This is a genomic window from Bacteroides sp. AF29-11 (genome assembly GCF_003602895.1).
GTDB lineage: Bacteria > Bacteroidota > Bacteroidia > Bacteroidales > Bacteroidaceae > Bacteroides > Bacteroides uniformis.
The window spans coordinates 261,584-281,802 of the sequence record NZ_QTLY01000008.1 but is presented as its reverse complement, the minus strand read 5'-3'; the positions used below and the strand labels follow the sequence as shown (position 1 = coordinate 281,802).

Below are 20,219 nucleotides of genomic sequence, written 5' to 3'. Positions count from 1 at the left end.
TTTGTATGTCAGTACCGGGAATAGGAGTAGTAGAATCCTGCTACTGAAATTGGCCGGTTAACTCATTATCAGCCTGCAAATTTACGGAAAGAGTTGGGTTTGACAAGAAAATGGGGTGAAAAATGCACAAGTTGAGGGATTTTGCGCAAATATCAGTTGGCTCTATATCTGTAAAAAAGGTAATAAAACCGGTAATTTATCTACCTTTCCGTTCCCGTTTCCTCTGTACTTTTGCAGCGTCCGGATGAGGCCTGCACGACGGGCGGCATCGGATAAACAAGCATCGCTACTTAAATGTTATTATAGAATATGTATATTGAAAAAGTAAATTCCCCTGCTGACGTGAAAAAGTTATCAGTCAGCGAGATGAACGGATTAGGTGGAGAAATCCGCCAGGTGTTGTTAAACAAGTTAAGCTCTCACGGAGGACACGTAGGTCCCAACCTGGGAATGGTAGAAGCCACCATAGCCCTGCATTACGTGTTCGATTCACCAACGGACAAGATAGTCTATGACGTGTCTCACCAAAGTTATACCCATAAGATATTGACAGGCCGCCGGGCAGCGTTTATGAATGCGGACGAGTATGACGAAGTCTCCGGATATTCCGAACCGTCGGAAAGTGAGCATGACTTTTTCGTTATCGGGCATACCTCTACCTCCGTCAGTCTGGCAAGCGGGCTTGCCAAGGCACGCGACCTGAAGGGTGAGACGGGTAATGTGATTGCGGTCATCGGCGATGGCTCGCTAAGTGGTGGTGAAGCTTTCGAAGGATTGAATGTAGGTGCCGAACTGGGCACGAACTTCATCGTCATTGTCAACGATAACCAGATGTCCATTGCCGAGAATCATGGCGGGCTATACCGTAATCTGCAACAGTTGCGCGAAACGGAGGGGCAGGCTCCCTGCAACTATTTTAAGGCAATGGGATATGATTATCTCTATGTGAAGGATGGCAATAACGTGGAGCAATTGATAGAGGCTTTCCGTGAAGTGAAGGACAAGAAGCATCCGGTTGTGGTACATATCAATACCTTGAAAGGTAAAGGATACAAATTGGCGGAAGAGCAAAAAGAACGTTTCCATTACAGTGTTCCGTTCGACCTTGAGACCGGCAATCTGACCGGTGAGCCTGGAGAGGATGAAGACTATGCCGACCTTACCGCTGGTTATCTGTTGCAGGAGATGAAGAAAGACCCGACTGTGGTGGGCATCACCGCAGGCACACCCACGGTATTCGGCTTTACACCGGAGCGACGCAAGGAGGCTGGTCGCCAGTTCATCGATATGGGCATTGCCGAAGAACAGGCTGTTGCCATGGCTTCTGCCATTGCTGCCGGAGGTGGAAAGCCGGTATTCGGCGTCTACAGCACCTTTATCCAGCGCGCCTACGACCAGCTGTCGCAAGACCTCTGCATCAACAATAATCCTGCACTGATTCTTGTTTTCTGGGGAAGCTTGTCGAGTATGAACGACGTTACCCATCTTTGTCTTTTCGATATTCCGGTCATTGGCAATATTCCGAATATGGTTTATCTGGCACCTACTTGTCGTGAGGAGTATATGGCAATGCTGGAGTGGGGGATCCGTCAGACGGAACATCCGGTTGCCATCCGCGTGCCGGCCAATGGGGTTGTCCGCAGGAATGTAGAACCGGAGAAGGATTACGGCAAGACGCTGAACCGTTATGAGGTGTCCCATCGTGGAGAGAAGGTTGCCATATTGGGACTGGGCTCTTTCTATCAGTTGGGCGAAGCCGTGGCTGCCCGGTTGAAGGAAGAAAAAGGAGTGGATGCCACGCTTGTCAATCCCCGCTACATCACGGGTGTGGACGAGGCTTTGCTCGATGACCTGAAGCAGGACCATGCACTGGTCATTACTCTTGAGGACGGAGTGCTGGATGGTGGCTTTGGCGAGAAGATTGCCCGCTACTACGGTCCGTCGGATATGAAGGTGTTGAACTATGGTGTGAAGAAAGAGTTTATCGACCGTTACGATGTGGAGGAGCAGTTGAAGAAGAATCGGTTGACGGTTCCGCAGATTGTGGAAGATATCTGTAGGATTTGGTAAGAATTGAAGAAGGAGATGCATCAAACTGCATCTCCTTCTTTTATTTATTTAATACCCAGTTTCTTGGCAATATCCTTAGGCAGTGCATCCTTGTGCACAATGATGTTCATTGTTTTATAGCGCACGAAAGCTTTGGAAGCATACCACAGCCCTTTGTACTTTCCGGCTTCACCCCAAGAGTTCTTTACCATATAGTATTCGTTGCCTTCCTGGTCTTTGGCTATACCGTAAATCAGCATACCGTGGTCGTCAGTAGTTTCCCAGTTGTCGTATGCCAGCTGGCGCTCTTCTTGTGTGCACCACTTCTGCGGTTGAGGCTTGCTGTTCAGTTTCTTTTCTTCGGGTTTCATTTTCAGCCAGTGTGCCATGTCCGAACCGCTCAGTTCTTGCACCTTTTCTGCATCGGGCATTACGGCTATACCGTCGCGTGTGAAGCCTTGTTCGCTTACGTCACTACCCCATGCAATGGTGTAACCCTTATTGATAGCGTTGTCAAACACTTCCATCAACTCGTCGATAGGCAAGTTGTAGGAAGAAGCCCAACGCCAGTTGTCTTGTATTTCCAGGACGAACGGCTGGTAGAAGGGATGGTGGGTATAGGAAGTCAGTGAGATATAGTCATCTGCATTCAGTCCGGTAGATTCATAGAAAGACTTCGGAGTATATTCCTTGCCTTTGTAGGTGAACTTCTCGGGACGTTCGCCCAGATAGATGTCGTGGATGGCAGTGATGGCCTTCTTCCAAAGCGGGTTATTTTCCTTGTCTGCTTGCAGGCTGCGGTGTCTTCCCTTGGCAATGGCTGCCACTACGGCATCAGATACGGCTGTCAATTCGGTGTGGTTGCTCAGCGTGTCGCCATACATAACGCCCGGACGCATTTCCTCTTCGGGCACCAGACCGAAAGTTTTCATACCATAAATTACATCGTAGAACGAACCGCCTTGTGAGAACGAAACGTCACCATGTGTACGCACTGCCTTGTCGGCACGGTCCAGATAGGTGTTGTGTACGATAAACATTTCAGAAAAGTCGTATTCGCCTTTGCCCATGCGGAGCAGTTCGGATTCGATGAATGCCAGTCCGGAATAGCACCAGCATGTACCGGCACGGTTTTGGTTCTTAACAGAAGTGATAGGATTTTCTTTTACGGTTGTAAAAATGAAACCTTCCTCTTTCGGAGTGTCTTGTGCTATTGTGTTTAAACTTAATAAACCCAATGCAGCCATCAGTATTGATTTCTTCATCATAATTAAAATGTTATAGATTTATAGTTGCAACTGCAAATATAGGCAGAATATCGTAAACAAAAGCTATCTTTGAAGCGTTAATTCTGACACTTATGGAGAAAATAATACGTATCGACGACCATAGCGGTCTTGTTTTGGAGGGCGGCGGTATGCGCGGCGTCTTCACTTGCGGTGTGCTCGACAGCTTTATGGATCGTGGCATTCGCTTTCCCTATACCATCGGCGTCAGTGCCGGAGCCTGCAACGGACTTTCTTATATGTCCGGTCAGCGCGGGCGTGCCAAGTACAGCAATATCGACTTGCTGGAAAAATACAATTACATCGGATTGAAGTATCTGTTGAAGAAGCGGAATATCATGGATTTCGACTTGTTGTTCCAGGAGTTTCCGGAACACATACTTCCCTACGACTACGAGGCATACTTTCATTGTCCCGAACGTTATGTGATGGTAACTACCAACTGCGAGACGGGCGAAGCGAACTATTTTGAGGAGAAGCGGAGTAAAGAGCGCGTCATTGATATTGTGCGTGCTTCGAGCAGTCTGCCGTTTGTCTGTCCCATTACCTACGTGGACAACATCCCGATGCTGGATGGAGGTATTGTGGACAGTATCCCTTTGATGCGTGCCCGTCAGGATGGATTTATCAATAATGTAGTGGTGTTGACGCGCAATCATGGGTACCGTAAGGAAATTCAGGGAACGAAGGTTCCACCTTTTATATATAAGAAATATCCGCTATTGCGTGAAGCCATCAACCGCCGCAGTATTGTCTATAATCAACAGTTGGAGCAGGTGGAACGGATGGAAGCCGCCGGGGAAATCGTTGTGATCCGTCCACAGAAGCCGGTAGTGGTAGACCGCATCGAGCGTGACATCAAGAAGCTGACGGAGCTTTATGAAGAAGGATACCGGTGTGCGGAACATTTTGCTTTTCGTTTTTGATTCTGAGAGAGTATACTATGAGAGCTGGTGCAATTAGCATCTGCTCCCATATTGTTTTCATTCTTTTCTATTAATTTGCTGCTAAAGCTAAAGTTTATTTAGCAAAAAACACGCGTAGAATACCTTTAGAAAGGGGATGTATCAAAAATACCACCTTTCGTAACATTTGTTATAGGTGCAAATCCTGGTTTCGCTTAATTTTGCTGACACAAAACTCAATTGCAGAATTGGTTTATTACTAACTTTAAATTAATAGATATGTTGAAAAGCATTAGTCTCAGGCTTTGCACACTAATTGTGCTTCTCTTTGCGGGCATCTATTCCTTTGCCCAGCAAGTCCAGGTAAAAGGTACTGTCGTTGAAAAATCGAGTGGTGAATCCATTATCGGTGCTTCTGTCATGGAAGTAGGTTCCAACAGTAATGGAACAATTACGGATATTGACGGAAATTTCACTCTGTCTGTAGCTTCCGGTGCCACATTGTCTGTATCCTATATAGGATATAAAACCGTTACAGTAAAGGCACGGCCCACTTTACGCATTGAGTTGACGGAAGATTCCCAGTTGATTGATGAAGTAGTAGTGACCGGCTATATGTCCGAGAAGAAGGCCAGTTTGACTGGTTCGGTGGCTGTGGTCAAGATGAAGGATGTAGCAGATATTCCTACGGGAAATGTGTTGTCGAGCTTGCAGGGACGTGTTGCCGGTATGAACATTACGACTGACGGCACACCGGGCGGTGGAAATACTTCTACATTGGTCCGTGGTAAGTCATCTTTCCGAAATGATGCCAATTCCCCGCTTTATGTCATTGACGGTGTGATGACCCGTGAGAACATCTCGTCTATCCTTTCTTCCAATGATGTAGAATCCATTCAGGTATTGAAGGATGCCGCTTCCGCTTCTATTTATGGTGCACAGGCTGCCAATGGTGTGATTATCATTACTACCAAACGTGCCAAGAAAGGGGAGACCCGTGTGGATTTTGATATGTCGTTGACTTTGCAGACCTATCAATGTGGCTTTGATATGTTGAATGCAGATGCGTGGGGTCAGGTTTATTGGTCGGCTTATAAGTATGCCAATAATGGAGCTACGCCAAGCAGCGAAATATATGGTAATGGTGCAACTCCCCAACTTCAAGACTATATCGGCCTGAATGGAGCTAAAGTACATGCCGTTGATACGGATTGGCGCGATGTGGTTTATCGCACTGCCTTGATGCAGAATTATAGTGCGACACTTTCAAAGGGCTCTGACAATGGTGCCTTCTCGTTAGCGTTGAACTATCTCGACCATGACGGTCTGGTAGAGAATACGAATTTCCAGCGTATCAATACCCGCATCAGTTCTAACTATCATTATCTTGACAATCGCTTGCGTATCGGCGAGAACGTTGCCATCAATCGTTGGACACAGACCCTCAGTCCGGCCGGTGTAGATGAGAATGCCATCAAACAGCATCCTGCCAAGACGGTTTATGATGAGAATGGCAATTATAACGATGCCATCAATGATGTTTTGGGTGATGCCCCCAATATGGCACGTTTGTTGGAGAATGAAAAACAGAACAAACATGATTACTGGCGTATCTTTGGTAATGCATTCCTTGAAATTGAACCGATTAAGAACCTGGTGCTGAAAACCAATTTCGGTATGAATTATTATGATGAAACCAACAAAACTTTTGAGCCGGCATGGGCACGCGATGAGGTCAATAAGCTGACTCAATCATCCAACAAAAGACTGGATTGGGTATGGACCAATACCGTGACTTATAGCAAAGCTTTTGGAAAGAACAATCTGACTGCACTTCTTGGTACAGAAGCCAAGAAGAACCATTCGGAATCCATGTTCGGTTATGGTACGGGACTGGCTGTAGAAGATGAAGATTATATTTATCTCGACGGTGTGACTGCCGGTAAGAATGTAGGTGCCGGTGCTTCCAATTATGGTATGGTGTCTTACTTTGGTAAAGTGAACTATGATTATGAAGGACGGTATTTGGCCTCTGTTACGGTGCGCCGTGATGCTTCTTCCCGCTTGGCAAAGGGTAATAATGTGGATTACTTCCCTTCAGTGTCGGCAGGCTGGCGCATTTCAAGTGAGAAGTTTATGGAAGCGACCAGGGATTGGTTGGCTGATTTGAAACTACGTGCTTCATGGGGTGTCAATGGTAACGATATTATTGATAATGAGGCTCCCTATACAAAATACTTGATTAGTCTGAAGGATGCAAGCTACAACATGAACGGTGATGGAACGACTTTGGCTCCCGGTGGTTACAAAGTGAGGTCTACCAATCCCGATTTGAAGTGGGAGAGTACAAGACAGCTCAATATCGGTGTGGACGCCGCTTTCCTGAACGGACGTCTGAGTGCTTCTCTCGATTATTTTGATAAGAAGACAAGTGATATGCTTGTGGAGAAACCGTATATCGCTGTCATTGGCGAGGGTGGTTACTGCTGGTATAATGGTGGTACGATGAACAATAAAGGTTTCGAGATGGCACTGACCTGGAATGATAAGGTAAAGGATTTCCAGTATAATGTAGCATTCAACCTTTCATATTACAAAAATGAAGTGACAGAGCTGACGGAAGAAATTTACTATACTTATGGTGGCGGTAATGGGGTTGACAAGACTTTGGTTGGCCAACCGTTCGGTTCATGGATGGGCTTCAAGACAGATGGAGTGTTCCGTACCCAGCAGGAGGTGGATGAGTATAAATCCAAATATAATGTGCAGTTTGGCGCTCCCGGAGTAGGACGTATCAAATACGTGGATGCTGATGGTAACGGTACGATTGATACGAACGACCGTGTATGGTTGGGTTCTGACAATCCGAAAGTGATTGCAGGTCTGAATCTTGGGGCATCTTGGAAAGGCTTTGACCTCAGCATGTTCTTCAACGGTATGATTCGTGATGCCTATAACAACTCCAAATATTATACGGATTTATTCCAATGCTGGACCGGTAATCACTCTACCCGCCTGCTCGATGCCATGCATGCTTATGAGAACTTTGAAAAGACGGGTGTTTACAATAGCAGTGTACCTGCTTTGACCACTCTTAACAGCAACAATGAGCACGAAGTATCTGAGTTCTATATTGAAAATGGTTCGTATATCAAGCTGAAAAGTCTGACATTGGGTTACACGCTTCCTAAAGCAGTTCTCGACAAGATGAAGATGCGTCATGCGCGCATTTATTTCCAGGCTCAGAATTTGTTTACGATTACCGGTTATACAGGTGCCGACCCTGAAGGTCTGGGTTATCCTTATCCGTTGCCCCGTACGTTCTCTTTGGGATTATCATTTGGTTTCTAAACTTTAAAACTATACTATCATGAAATTGAAACATTTATATATGCTTGGCGTAGTAGCGCTGATGACTGCAAGCTGTAATGAAGACCGTTTCCTGGATTTGAAGCCCCAGGGTAGCTTGAATGAAGATATTATGACTTCTACAGAAGGTGCCGACCTTTTGGTGAATGCCGCGTATGCAGCTTTGGGTGGTCCCGAAGGACAGAGCTGGAGTGTATGGTGTCATCCTACTTCCAATTGGACCTATGGTGAGGTACGTTCGGATAATGCCTATAAAGGCGGTGGTGGTGTTGGTGACCTTAATGAAGTGCACCGTATGGAGACATTTGATATGGATGCAACCAATGGATTTCTGGACAGCAAGTGGTACCATCTATATTGCAGTGTACAGCGTTGTAACTCTGCATTGCGCGTTCTGAATGCTGCAACAGATGAGCAGGTGAACGGACGTGTATCCCGTATTGCGGAGATGAAAGTGCTTCGTGCCCATTATTACTTTGAATTGAGCCGCCTTTTCAACAAGATACCTTATTTTGATGAGAACGTTGAGATTTCCCAATATCCGGATATTCCGAACAATGAGTTTACCCGTGACGAGATTCTGAGTATGCTGGCCAAGGAGATGCTTGATGCCGCCGAACTGCTTCCTGCATCACAGTCGGAGGTAGGGCGTATTCATAAATATATAGCACTGGCCTATGCGGCTAAAATCAAGCTGTACCAAGCGTATCAGCAAGATGAGACTACGCATGCCGTAACTTCCATCAATAAAGAGCTGCTGAGGGAAGTCGTTTCGCTTTGCGACCAAGTGACTGCCAGCAACCGTTACGGTTTGCTTGACGATTTCCAGGGATTGGATTTAGTAGCTAATGAAAACGGTAAAGAGTCTGTTTTTGCCATTCAATATTCCATGAATGACGGTACCGAAAGTGCCGGCCGCATCAACTGGAGCAATCTGTTGAATTCTCCGGGTGGAGGCAGCCCTTACGGAGGTGACGGTTTCTTCCTGCCCAGCCAAGACCTGATTAATGCTTATCAGACAGATGCAAACGGTCTGCCCGATTTTAATTATCAGTCAAAGTCTGATTATAGTTGGGCGGTATTGAACAATGGGGTTTATACTTTACAAAACACGACTCCCAATGTAGACCCGCGTCTCGATTTTGTTGTGGGCCGTCCTACTATAACTTGGAAAACTTACCCAGACAAGCCATGTGAGGGATGGGTGCGTGATAAGGAAACTTATGGCTATAATTGCGCGAAGCGCTTCTGGGTTTCTCCGGAAAGTAGTGATATGTTTAATGGCTGGCCTTGGGGGGCTTCACAGTTGAACTGGCAGATTATACGTTACGCAGATATTCTTCTTTGGAAAGCTGAGGCTCTTATTGAACTCAATGAAGGCGATGGACTCGAAACTGCCCGTGATTTGATTAATCAGATACGCAATCGTGCCCGGAACAGTGCCTATGTAAAGGATTTCAACGACCATTCCAAATATGCGGCCAACTACCTTGTCAATCCTTATCCTGCTGATGTCTGGAATCAGGATTATGCCCGTCAGGCCCTCCGTTGGGAAACACGTCTGGAGAAGGCTTTGGAAGGTGAACGTTTCTTCGACCTGGTCCGTTGGGGCATAGTGGAAACAACCATGAACAAGTACATTACCGCGGAGTCAGACAATCGCATTTATTATGCCAATGCGCACTTTACGGGTGGAAAGGATGAGTATTATCCGGTTCCGAACAATCAATACGGATTTTCTGGAGGCAAGTATGTACAGAATCCCGGTTATGCTCCGTTCAACTAATTATATTTTGAAATGAAAACGCAAGGGAGGGGAAACGTTTGTTTCCCCCTCTTCCTTTAAACAATCTTTTATTATGAAACACTTTGCCTATTCTATATTGGGCTGTCTATTGCTTTCTTTGAATGCAGCTTTTGCTCAAAAAACATGGTCGTTTGACGGGCAGGACCCCTTACTTTCCAGTGACGGCAAGTCATTGTTGAATTTGTACACTATAAAGGAAATACCGGAATTTGTTACCGGAGTCGAAGGTAAAGCCCTTCGTACAGACGGGTATTCCACTTGGATGGATACAACCACGGAAGGAGATGTTTCGTCGTTGTCCGGATGGTTTGCTCTGGAATCTTATCCGACGGATACTGCTGCCTTTATGGGAATCAGAGACATGGCAGGAACATCTGTAGCGGTATGTGTAGACCGTTATGGTGAGTTGCTGTTGGGAATGGGGCAGAATGGCTCATACTCTTACTGTTCATTAAAGACAAAAGTCGACCGTTTCAAGTGGCTGCATGTGGTCCTTGATTTAAGTAATGAATCGGTTTGCCTGAATGGGCAGAGGATGAGTGCAGAGGTATGGCCCCGGAACTTGCAGGATGGTGAAATGATGCTTCGGGTAGGTAAGGATTTCAGGGAAAAGAAGGTTTGGATGTACGATGTTACGGCTATAAACGGGTTGATTGACGGGATAAGCCTCACTCCCTTTTCCGATGATTCGTCTGCATGGAGAGACGAGATTGCCTTAGGATTGAAGAAGACTCCGGTTTTGGCTATTCCGGAAACCCGTTTTGCGAAGGACTTCAACCGTCCCCGCTATCATCTGTTGCCGGCTGCCAACTGGACGAATGAGACGCATGGTTTACTTCTTTATAAAGGTAAATATCATATATTCAATCAGAAGAATGCTTCTGCAATCTTCCTGGGACAGATAAATTGGGGACATTTCAGCAGTCCCGATATGCTTCATTGGACGGAGGAAAAGCCGGCTTTGACTCCTGATGCTGCTTATGACAAGAATGGAATATGGTCCGGGCATGCTGTTATCAATGATGACGATATCCCCCAGCTGATATACACAGCCGGTGGAGACAAGATGGGAGTGGGTATTGCTTTTCCAAAAGATACTGCGTTGATAGAATGGGAGAAATATGCGGGTAATCCGGTTATTGCCGAGAAGCCTGCCGGATATACCCGTACGGACATGCGTGACCAGTATGTCTGGAAAGAGGGTGATGTCTGGTATATGATTATCGGTTTCGGCATTGAGCAGACCGATACACCCCACGGGGCTTTGCTGCTTTATAAATCGGCAGACTTGAAGAAATGGGATTTTGTACATTTGCTGTTTGAGGGCAATCCGGAAGTGGATGACTCCGGTATTTTCTGGGAAATGCCGGTCTTTAAGAAGATGGGCGGCAAGTATGTTCTTTTGGTGAATAGGGTTCCTCATAAAGGCATACCTGCGCGTTGCCAGTATTGGATAGGAGATTTCAAGAATGAAAAGTTTATACCGGACAATCCGGTTCCTCAAAATCTAGAGGTCATCAACCGCTTGCTGTCCCCCTCTGTTGTGGAGACTCCGGAAGGGGATGTTGCTGCCATTGCCATTATACCCGATGAAATAGGAGGGGAGGCCACTTATGAACAAGGATGGGCACATCTCTACAGTATGCCCAGAAGATGGCAGCTGAAAGATGGGAAACTATGCCAAACACCCCATCCCGTGATGAAACAATTGCGTGAACAACCGACGGTTTATTCCAGACAGGCATTGACTGCTGCGAAACCGTGCATTGTGAGCAGAAGGGAACATCAGCTTGAAGTCAAGGCGACTTTTTATCCCGGTGACGCAAAACGGTTTGGATTTACATTGTGTAAGAATCCGGATAATAGCGAATATAGCCTGATTTATTATGATGTGGAGAAGGAGGAACTTATTGTGGACCAGACGCATTCTTCCTCGCGTGCACACATTCCTTTGAAGATTCGTAAGGACTGGTATCGGTTGGATACAACCAAGCCGGTGGAGATTCGTCTATTTATAGACGGTTCTGTGGTGGAAGGATTTATTAATGATGAGGATGCATTCACTACAAGAATCTTTCCTCTGAAAGAAAACAGTACGCTATTGGAACTATTCTCTGATGGAAATACAACGGAAGTTGCTGCCGAAGTTTGGAGACTGAAAGATGCAAGGGTAAAGATGAACTTTTAATGAAAATACAGAAAATGAAGATACCTACTATATTGGGTGCACTTTTAGTGGCAGGAACATTGTCTGCCGGTGCACAAATGAATTCAGACAGTTTATACAAAGAGCCTTATCGTCCTCAGTATCATTTCAGTCCGGAGAAGGGATGGATTGGTGACCCCTCGGGATTCATGTACTATCAGGGTAAATATCATATGTACTGGTGGGGCAAAGTCGAATCTACAGATTTGGTACATTACCAGCAGATAACCCCTTATGCCATGACCGGAGCGGATGACAATATCAGTTACTTCACCGGTTCTGCGGTCATAGACAAGAACAACACGGCCGGCTTCGGCAAGGGTGCTTATGTGGCGGCTTACACCGTTTTTGAGAAGGACTCCAAGAAACAAGCGCAGGGCATCTCTTTCAGTCATGACGGAAAGACATTTCATTATTACGAAGGTAACCCGGTTCTGGACCTTTGGAGTACGGAATTCAGGGACCCTACCGTCTTCTGGCACGAGCCGACCCAAAAATGGGTGATGGCTGTAGCCAAGGCCCTGGAGAAGAAAATCAAGTTTTATACCTCTCCTGATTTGAAGAACTGGACTTGGACCAGTGATTTCGGCCCTGTCGGTGACAGTGAAAAGTCTTGGGAGTGCCCGGATTTATTCCAGTTGCCGGTTGACGGGAATTCTGACAAGAAAAGGTGGGTGATGGTCGTATCTGTAAACTGGGCGCAAGAACAATACTTTATAGGAGACTTCGACGGCACTTCTTTTAAGCTGATGGAGAACCATCCTGCAGAGCCTCTATATGTGGACAAAGGGCTGGACTTTTATGCATCCCGCACATTTCAGGATTTTGACGGAACGTTGGATTCCAAAATTTCGATGGGCTGGGTTGCAACCTGGGACTATGCACCGGTAGCTCCATCGAGGTATGGGAAGGGCTTCTGGTCTATTCCCCGCAACCTGGAACTGAAGACATACAAGGAAGGTGTGAGGCTGGTACAGAAGCCGGTGGAACAGTTGCAAACACTTCGCCATAAGCCTGCGTCGGTGAAACGTGCTTTATCGGTGGGAACACAGAGGTTACCCGGCTTTGTTCCCGATGAGAATGTCTACGAACTCGATGCTTCGTTTTCTACTGACGTATCCAACACCTTTGGCTTGAATTTGTGTGTGGGTGAAGGGCGCAAAGTGGTGGTCAGCTATGATACGGATTCACATAATCTGGTGATTGACCGTACCCATTGCTCCGATGTGCAGATTCCTAAATTCAGCCGTATGGCATATGCCAGGGTGGAACCGGTAGATAATAAGATACATTTGCATATATTTGTAGACAAATCGAGTATTGAAATCTTTGCCAATGACGGGAAGGATGTATTCACATTATTAACCTATCCGGGCGAGGCTCAAACCGGTATCGAACTTTTTGCGCAGAAGAAGGGGACGAAGATGGAGTTGGATGCCTGGATGCTTAAATCAATATGGAGATGAGGAATTTAATTTGTATTATTTTAGACTGAATGTAACATTTGTAGTATGCTTTGAAACAAAAAAGATAGCCTCCTGCTGCTTGGTGGCGTATCTTTGCATGGTAGAAAAACATAATTAATTTAATACCAACAGAAACATGATTCATTTAAAAGACTTTTGGCGGACAATCAGAAGGACGCTTACCGTATTTATATTAGGAACTACCGTGGCTGTCTTCACATGCCAGGCCATAAATCCTCCTTTCGTGATTAAACATCTGGGTGACGGACAGAGTATCGTCCAAATTGACGAGCAGAAGAAGTTTTTGCTGCTGCCGGTGGAAGAGGCTTCTCCGGAGGCAAAATTGTATATGATAGCAGACAATGATGTTGTACGCAGTATGAACGTGCGATTGGCAGTCAATAAGGTTGACTATTTTGTTCCGGTCGATTTGACTGGCTTCGATAATAAACATCTCTCTTTCAACTTCCAGCTTATTCCGGATTCGGCCTTATGCTGGGAAGAAATGAAACTGTCGGATGAATTCGATGTTTCGAACCGGGAGAAGTTCCGTCCGGTGTATCATTTCAGCCCGGCTTACGGTTGGATGAATGATCCTAACGGAATGTTCTACAAAGACGGGGTTTACCATTTGTTCTACCAGCATAATCCCTACGGCTCCATGTGGGGGAACATGCATTGGGGACATGCCACCAGTACGGACCTCGTCACTTGGGAGCATCACGGAGATGCCATTTCGCCCGATGCGCTGGGAACAATATTCAGTGGCTCTTGTGTTGTCGACAAGGATAATACGGCCGGGTTCGGTGCCGGTGCCGTCATTGCCTTCTATACATCGGCAAGCGACCGTCAAGTGCAGAGCATGGCCTATAGCCTTGACAACGGAAAAACCTTCAAGAAGTATGCGCGAAATCCCATCCTGACTTCCACGCAGCGCGACTTCCGTGACCCTAAAGTCATCTGGCACGAAGATACCAAGAAATGGATTATGGTTCTTGCCGTAGGGCAGGAAATGGAGATATACTCTTCTGCCGACCTGAAGAACTGGACGCTGGAGAGCAAATTCGGTGAAGGACAAGGTGCTCACGGCGGAGTCTGGGAGTGTCCCGACCTGCTTGAACTGCCGGTTGAAGGTACGGAACTGAAGAAGTGGGTACTCGTCTGTAACCTCAATCCGGGCGGACCGTTCGGTGGCTCTGCCACACAATATTTCGTAGGGACATTTGACGGTAAGAAATTCGTGAACGAGTCTCCCGCAGTGACGAAATGGATGGACTGGGGAAAAGACCATTATGCAACTGTCACTTGGAGCAATGCTCCTGCAGGACGTGCCATTGCATTGGCATGGATGAGCAACTGGCAATATGCCAATGATGTGCCCACCCGTCAATACCGTAGTGCCAACTCCGTGCCGCGTGACCTTTCGCTCTATACCTCGGAGGGTGAAACCTATGTAAAGGTAACCCCGTCTCCCGAATTGCTGAAACTGAGGGATAAAGGCAGCAAGAAGCGTGCTTTCAAGGTAGACCGCACGTATAATCTGGACAAACTGCTGAATGACAATTCCGGAACGTATGAAATCGAAATGACCATCAAGAACAAGGATGCGGATGTGATAGGATTCCAGCTCTTTAACTCGAAAGGCGAGGAGGTGGAGATGTACTATAACCTGGCGGAAAAGACGTTCACCATAGACCGTACCAAGAGTGGTGAGGTGTCGTTCAGCAAGGACTTCCCTGCAGTGACCGTGGCTCCTGTCGAGGGTGGCAATGAAATGAAACTCCGCTTGTTCGTAGACAAGTCGAGCATTGAAGCGTTTGGCAACGACGGACGTTTTGCCGTGACAAATCTCGTATTCCCGTCGGAACCTTACAACCGCATCAGTTTCTATGCTAAAGGTGGAAGCTGCAATGTCACCTCGTTTACTGTGTACAAACTCGGATTAAAATAACAGATAATAATCTTCAGCATGGAAAATACTAAGAATTCTTCTTTGGCAAAGCTCTTTCCGGTCATGCTTTGCTTCTTCGCCATGGGCTTTGTGGATTTGGTGGGCATCGCCTCCAACTACGTGAAGGCCGACTTGAACCTGACCGACTCGCAAGCCAACATATTCCCGTCTCTGGTGTTCTTCTGGTTCCTCATCTTCTCCGTACCTACGGGTATGCTGATGAACCGCATCGGACGCAAGAAGACGGTGCTTCTCAGCCTTGTCATCACGTTTGCCTCTTTGCTTCTCCCGGTTTTCGGAGACGGCTACGTGCTGATGCTGCTCTCGTTCTCATTGCTGGGCATCGGCAATGCGCTGATGCAAACGTCGCTCAACCCGCTGCTTTCCAATATCGTAAGCGGCGAGCGGCTGGCAAGTTCGCTCACCTTCGGACAGTTTGTAAAAGCCATTGCTTCGTTTCTGGCTCCATACATCGCCATGTGGGGAGCTACGCAGGCCATTCCGTCTCTGGGCATGGGCTGGAGGGTGCTGTTCCCGGTCTATATGGTCATTGCGGTGATTGCCATTCTCTGGCTGAGCGGTACTTCCATCCGCGAGGAAAAGGAAGAGGGACGCCCTTCCACCTTCGGGGAGTGCCTCGCCCTGCTGGGCAAGCCGTTTATCTTTCTCTGCTTCCTGGGCATCATGTGCCATGTGGGCATTGATGTAGGTACGAATACCACAGCGCCCAAAATCCTGATGGAGCGTCTGGGCATGACGCTGGCCGATGCCGGCTTTGCCACCAGCCTTTACTTCATTTTCCGCACGGCGGGTTGCTTTCTCGGAGCCTTCATCCTTCAGAAGATGGCTCCCCGAACCTTCTTCGGCATCAGCGTGTTATGTATGTTGGCTGCGATGGTAGGGTTGTTCGTTTTCCATGAAAAGGCAATGATATACATCTGCATTGCCCTTATCGGTTTCGGCAATTCGAACATCTTTCCGGTTATCTTCTCCCAAGCGTTGCTTGCTATGCCACAAAAGAAGAACGAGGTTTCCGGCTTGATGATTATGGGGCTCTTCGGCGGTACGGTATTTCCGATAGCAATGGGCTTGGCAAGTGATGCTGTAGGACAAAGCGGTGCCGTGGCTGTAATGACGGTGGGGGTAGTGTACTTGTTCTTCTATATGCTGCGTATGAAGCGGTAATCTTTGTTCGCAGGCTGCGGACACATATCCCAAGGCTGCGGATATCTGTCCCAAGGTTGCGGATGTCTATCCCAAGCCTTGGGATAGAGATAATCCTTAGTTCTTAGAGACTTTTTAATAGATAATTGGCAACTTTTCATTCTATAGTTAGGAACTTTTTTATTAGGTTTGCAGCGGGTAGGACATTGAGTTTGCCGTGAATAAAATATATCATTCATTAAACAATATAATATTATGAATAAGATAATAGTAGGTATGGGCGAGGCTCTGTGGGACTGCCTCCCCGAAGGAAAGAAGATAGGCGGTGCTCCGGCAAACTTTGCTTACCATGCATCGCAGTTTGGTTTCGACAGCCGTGTGGTCAGTGCCGTAGGTGCCGATGCGGATGGGGACGAGATTCTGGATGTGTTCGCCCGGAAGGGGCTGCGCACGCAGATTGAGCGCGTGCCTTACCCCACGGGAACGGTGCAGGTGACGCTCGATGCCGTGGGCGTGCCGTGCTATGAGATAAAAGAAGGCGTGGCCTGGGACAACATTCCCTTTACCGACGAACTGAAGCGTCTGGCACTGAACACGCGTGCCGTATGTTTCGGCTCTTTGGCGCAACGCAGTGAAACAAGCCGCATCACCATCAACCGTTTTCTCGACACGATGCCCGATGCGGAGGGGCAACTGAAGATATTCGACATCAATCTCCGCCAAGGGTTCTATACCAAAGAGATACTCTGCGAATCCATGCGCCGCTGCAACATCCTCAAGATAAACGATGAGGAGCTGGTGACCATCAGCCGTATTTTCGGCTACCCGGGCATCGACTTGCAGGACAAATGCTGGATTCTGCTGGCCAAGTATAACCTGAAGATGCTTATCTTGACTTGCGGAACGAACGGCAGCTATGTGTTCACTCCGGGAGTGGTTTCCTTCCAGGAGACGCCCAAGGTACCGGTGGCGGACACCGTTGGAGCCGGTGACTCGTTCACGGCAGCCTTCACCGCTGCCATTCTCAGCGGGAAGCAGGTGCCCGATGCCCATAAACTGGCGGTGGAAGTCTCTGCCTATGTATGTACCCAGAGCGGTGCCATGCCGGAATTGCCGGTGGCCTTGAAAGAAAGGCTGGCATAGATTTTTCTTATTCTTTTCACATTTTTCGTTATCTTTGCTCATCTGCAATCTTAAATCAGAGGAAAGTGAAGATGAGACAGCATAACCTTCGGATTTTATTCTTTCTGCTCGTGCTTTGGGGAGTGGCGGTTGCCTGCTCCCGGCGCGAGGCACGTTTCCGTATCGGCGTTTCCCAATGTAGCGAGGATGAATGGCGGCGCCAGATGAACAGTGAGATACTCCGTGAAGCCCATTTCTACGAGGATGTGGAGGTGGACATCCGTACTGCCGTCGACGATAATGACCGTCAGGCAAAAGATATTCGTGAACTGATAGCCGAAGGGGTGGATCTGCTGATTGTGGCCCCTAATGAAGCCACTCCGATAACTCCGGTTGTGGAGGAGGCATACAACCGGGGCATTCCGGTGATTGTAGTGGACCGTAAAATCCTTTCGGACAAATACACGGCCTACGTCGGTGCAGACAACTACGAGATAGGGAAAGCTGTGGGAGAGTATGTGGCCAATGTGCTGCATGGGCAGGGAGATGTGGTGGAAATCTCCGGTTTGGTGGGCTCCACACCTGCCGTAGACCGTCATCAAGGATTTGTGAAGGCTATATCCGATTATCCTGGTATCCGGTTGCTGGCCGCTGAAGACGGTGCCTGGTTGCAACTCAAGGCCGGAGAGAAAATGGATACCCTGCTGAGCCGCTTTCCGCATATCGACCTGGTGTATGCGCAGAATGACCGTATGGCGGCCGGAGCCTATGCTGCCGCTGCCCGCAAGGGGCGGGAGAAGGAAATGCGGTTTATCGGCATAGACGCCCTGCCCGGCAAAGACTACGGAGTGGAGAAAGTGCTTGCCGGCGAACTGGATGCCACGTTTATATATCCTACCGGTGGCGACCGCGTGATGCAGATTGCCATGGATATCCTGAACAAGCGTGATTTCCCCCGTGAAACTATCCTGGGCACTTCCGTCGTCGACCGCGACAATGCTCTCATCATGAAGATGCAGACCGCCCACATCGGCACCCTGGATGGAAAGATAGAAACCCTGAACGGAAAGATAAACCAGTATTTGGCCAGTTATGCCACGCAGCAGGTTGTCTTGTACGGCAGTCTGTCTGCCCTATTGTTGCTGGTCGGTTTGTTGGTGGCTGTCTACCTCTCCTTGCGTGCCAAGAACCGGTTGAACCGTGAGCTGTCCATGCAGAAAAAGAAACTGGAAGAACAGAAAACTCAGTTGATACAGCAGAAGGAACTGTTGGAAGTGCAGAAGTCGCAGTTGGAACAGCTTTCCCATGAACTGGAGGAGGCTACGCACGCCAAGCTGGTGTTCTTCACGAATATTTCACACGATTTCCGTACTCCGCTGACGCTGATAGCCGATCCCATAGAGCAGCTTCTTGCCAACCGCACCCTTGACGGACAGCCGCGCCAGCTCCTCGAGCTGATGAAAAAGAATGTGCATATCCTGCTTCGCCTGGTCAACCAGATACTTGATTTCCGGAAGGTGGAGAACGGGCGCATGGAGCTCCATCTCGAACCTTTTGATTTGCTCGACAGCTTCCGGGGCTGGAACGACTCTTTCCGCATGGCGTTGCTGAAGAAACATATTGCTTTCAGCTTTGAGGCATCTCCCGATACGGACTTCCGGATGATGGCGGATGCGGAGAAGATGGAGCGCATTTACTTCAATCTCTTCTCCAATGCCGTGAAGTATACGCCGGAGAACGGGAAAATCACCGTACGGTTGTTAAAGTCGGAACAGAACTACAGTCTGTCCGTCTTCAATTCCGGCAGCTACATTTCTTCGACCGATGTGGAAGCCATCTTCGAGCGCTTCTATCAAGTGGACGGGCATCAAGCCGGTACCGGTATCGGACTGGCGCTGGTACGTGCCTTTGTAGAGATGCATGGCGGTAACATTACGGCACGCAGTGACGAGAAAGGCACTACTTTCATCGTTACTTTCCCGCAGCAGGATGTTTCGCAGTACCATCCCACCATAGTGACGTTGCCTGCCGAAGAGAAGGACGTGTCGTCCACCCTGATAGATACGGAAGTGAAGGCATGCGAAGAGGTGGTTGAGGCTGATTGTCCTACTGTGCTGGTAATTGACGATAATGCGGATATTCGCAACTATGTGAAGTCTCTTCTGTCGAACGAGTTCCGTGTATTGGATGCTGCGGACGGGACAGAGGGTATCCGGCTGGCCATGAAGTATGTGCCGGATGTGATTATCTCCGATGTAATGATGCCCGGTATGGATGGTGTGGAATGCTGCCGCCGCTTGAAGGGGGAGTTGCAGACATGCCATATCCCGGTGATTCTGCTGACGGCCTGCTCGCTGGACGAACAGCGTATCCAGGGCTATGATGGCGGTGCCGATTCTTATATTTCCAAACCATTCAATTCGCAGTTGCTCTTGTCTCGTGTCCGCAATCTTATTGCAAACCGCCGTCAGTTGAGGCAGTTCTTCGGAGATAACCAGACTATCGAGAAGGAAGCCATCAGTGATTTGGATAAGGGTTTCGTCTCCCGCTTCAAATCGCTTGTCGAGGAGAGGATGAAAGATGCGGAACTCAATGTGGAGGATTTGGGACGGAATATGGGTATGAGCCGTGTGCAGCTTTACCGTAAGCTGAAATCGCTGACCAACTATTCGCCGAATGAGCTGCTGCGCCAGATGAGGTTGAAAAAGGCTGCCTCACTGCTTGCCTCCTCTGACATGACGGTAGCGGAGATTGCCTATGAAGTGGGCTTTTCGTCACCTTCCTATTTCACGAAATGCTATAAGGAACAGTTTGGGGAGAGTCCTACCGAGTTTCTGAAAAGAAGGGGATAGCTGTTGTCTATCCCCCTTGTTCTTAATACACGTCTGTTTACT

At 47.9% G+C, this 20,219-nt stretch carries 11 protein-coding genes; 10 read left to right on the top strand and 1 reads right to left on the bottom strand.

The features are described 5' to 3' along the window. Positions 1-309 precede the first annotated feature (309 nt). Positions 310-2,070, top strand: a complete 1,761-nt coding sequence (locus tag DWZ03_RS15250; RefSeq protein ID WP_118940697.1) for a 1-deoxy-D-xylulose-5-phosphate synthase — start codon at positions 310-312, stop codon at positions 2,068-2,070. 44 nt (positions 2,071-2,114) lie between these two features. On the opposite strand, the gene DWZ03_RS15245 is transcribed toward DWZ03_RS15250, so the two are convergent. Beyond that, positions 2,115-3,314, bottom strand: a complete 1,200-nt coding sequence (locus tag DWZ03_RS15245; protein ID WP_034525503.1) for an aminopeptidase C — start codon at positions 3,312-3,314, stop codon at positions 2,115-2,117. Positions 3,315-3,409: 95 nt separating this feature from the next. Here DWZ03_RS15245 and DWZ03_RS15240 point away from each other — a divergent pair, with 95 nt between their 5' ends. The 9 genes from DWZ03_RS15240 to DWZ03_RS15195 all read left to right on the top strand — a co-directional run bounded on the left by DWZ03_RS15240 (position 3,410) and on the right by DWZ03_RS15195 (position 20,177). Beyond that, complete coding sequence (locus DWZ03_RS15240; protein ID WP_120130364.1) at positions 3,410-4,261, top strand: patatin family protein; 852 nt, start codon at positions 3,410-3,412, stop codon at positions 4,259-4,261. Positions 4,262-4,519: 258 nt separating this feature from the next. Next, entirely contained in the window at positions 4,520-7,591 is a 3,072-nt protein-coding gene (locus tag DWZ03_RS15235) for a SusC/RagA family TonB-linked outer membrane protein (RefSeq protein WP_119993015.1), read from the top strand. A gap of 19 nt (positions 7,592-7,610) precedes the next feature. After that, the gene (locus DWZ03_RS15230; protein WP_016273168.1) at positions 7,611-9,395 is read left to right on the top strand and encodes a RagB/SusD family nutrient uptake outer membrane protein; all 1,785 of its coding nucleotides are present in this window, start codon (positions 7,611-7,613) and stop codon (positions 9,393-9,395) included. A 73-nt stretch (positions 9,396-9,468) separates the two neighbouring features. Further along, on the top strand, positions 9,469-11,604 hold the full coding sequence (locus DWZ03_RS15225) for a glycoside hydrolase family 32 protein (protein WP_120130363.1): 2,136 nt from the start codon (positions 9,469-9,471) through the stop codon (positions 11,602-11,604). Beyond that, entirely contained in the window at positions 11,604-13,088 is a 1,485-nt protein-coding gene (locus tag DWZ03_RS15220; RefSeq protein ID WP_120130362.1) for a glycoside hydrolase family 32 protein, read from the top strand. The genes DWZ03_RS15225 and DWZ03_RS15220 overlap by 1 nt, the downstream gene beginning before the upstream one ends. Before the next feature lie 136 nt (positions 13,089-13,224). Beyond that, complete coding sequence (locus tag DWZ03_RS15215; protein ID WP_120130361.1) at positions 13,225-15,039, top strand: GH32 C-terminal domain-containing protein; 1,815 nt, start codon at positions 13,225-13,227, stop codon at positions 15,037-15,039. An 18-nt stretch (positions 15,040-15,057) separates the two neighbouring features. Beyond that, the gene (locus DWZ03_RS15210) at positions 15,058-16,224 is read left to right on the top strand and encodes an MFS transporter (RefSeq protein WP_035449592.1); all 1,167 of its coding nucleotides are present in this window, start codon (positions 15,058-15,060) and stop codon (positions 16,222-16,224) included. 234 nt (positions 16,225-16,458) lie between these two features. Continuing rightward, a complete protein-coding gene (locus tag DWZ03_RS15200) occupies positions 16,459-17,346 on the top strand; it encodes a carbohydrate kinase family protein (protein WP_005826288.1) in 888 nt (295 codons plus the stop codon). Positions 17,347-17,417: 71 nt separating this feature from the next. Further along, positions 17,418-20,177 carry a substrate-binding domain-containing protein gene (locus tag DWZ03_RS15195; protein WP_057089266.1) on the top strand — a complete coding sequence of 920 codons (2,760 nt, stop codon included), beginning with the start codon at positions 17,418-17,420 and terminating at the stop codon, positions 20,175-20,177. Positions 20,178-20,219 lie beyond the last annotated feature (42 nt).

Excerpts from the sequence above, each read along its gene's own strand:
- DWZ03_RS15210 (WP_035449592.1), top strand. The coding sequence starts at position 15,058 with ATGGAAAATACTAAGAATTCTTCTTTGGCAAAGCTCTTTCCGGTCATG.
- DWZ03_RS15220 (WP_120130362.1), top strand. The coding sequence starts at position 11,604 with ATGAAAATACAGAAAATGAAGATACCTACTATATTGGGTGCACTTTTA.
- DWZ03_RS15235 (WP_119993015.1), top strand. The coding sequence starts at position 4,520 with ATGTTGAAAAGCATTAGTCTCAGGCTTTGCACACTAATTGTGCTTCTC.
- DWZ03_RS15250 (WP_118940697.1), top strand. The coding sequence starts at position 310 with ATGTATATTGAAAAAGTAAATTCCCCTGCTGACGTGAAAAAGTTATCA.
- DWZ03_RS15195 (WP_057089266.1), top strand. The coding sequence starts at position 17,418 with ATGAGACAGCATAACCTTCGGATTTTATTCTTTCTGCTCGTGCTTTGG.
- DWZ03_RS15215 (WP_120130361.1), top strand. The coding sequence starts at position 13,225 with ATGATTCATTTAAAAGACTTTTGGCGGACAATCAGAAGGACGCTTACC.
- DWZ03_RS15245 (WP_034525503.1), bottom strand. The coding sequence starts at position 3,314 with ATGAAGAAATCAATACTGATGGCTGCATTGGGTTTATTAAGTTTAAAC.
- DWZ03_RS15240 (WP_120130364.1), top strand. The coding sequence starts at position 3,410 with ATGGAGAAAATAATACGTATCGACGACCATAGCGGTCTTGTTTTGGAG.
- DWZ03_RS15230 (WP_016273168.1), top strand. The coding sequence starts at position 7,611 with ATGAAATTGAAACATTTATATATGCTTGGCGTAGTAGCGCTGATGACT.
- DWZ03_RS15200 (WP_005826288.1), top strand. The coding sequence starts at position 16,459 with ATGAATAAGATAATAGTAGGTATGGGCGAGGCTCTGTGGGACTGCCTC.
- DWZ03_RS15225 (WP_120130363.1), top strand. The coding sequence starts at position 9,469 with ATGAAACACTTTGCCTATTCTATATTGGGCTGTCTATTGCTTTCTTTG.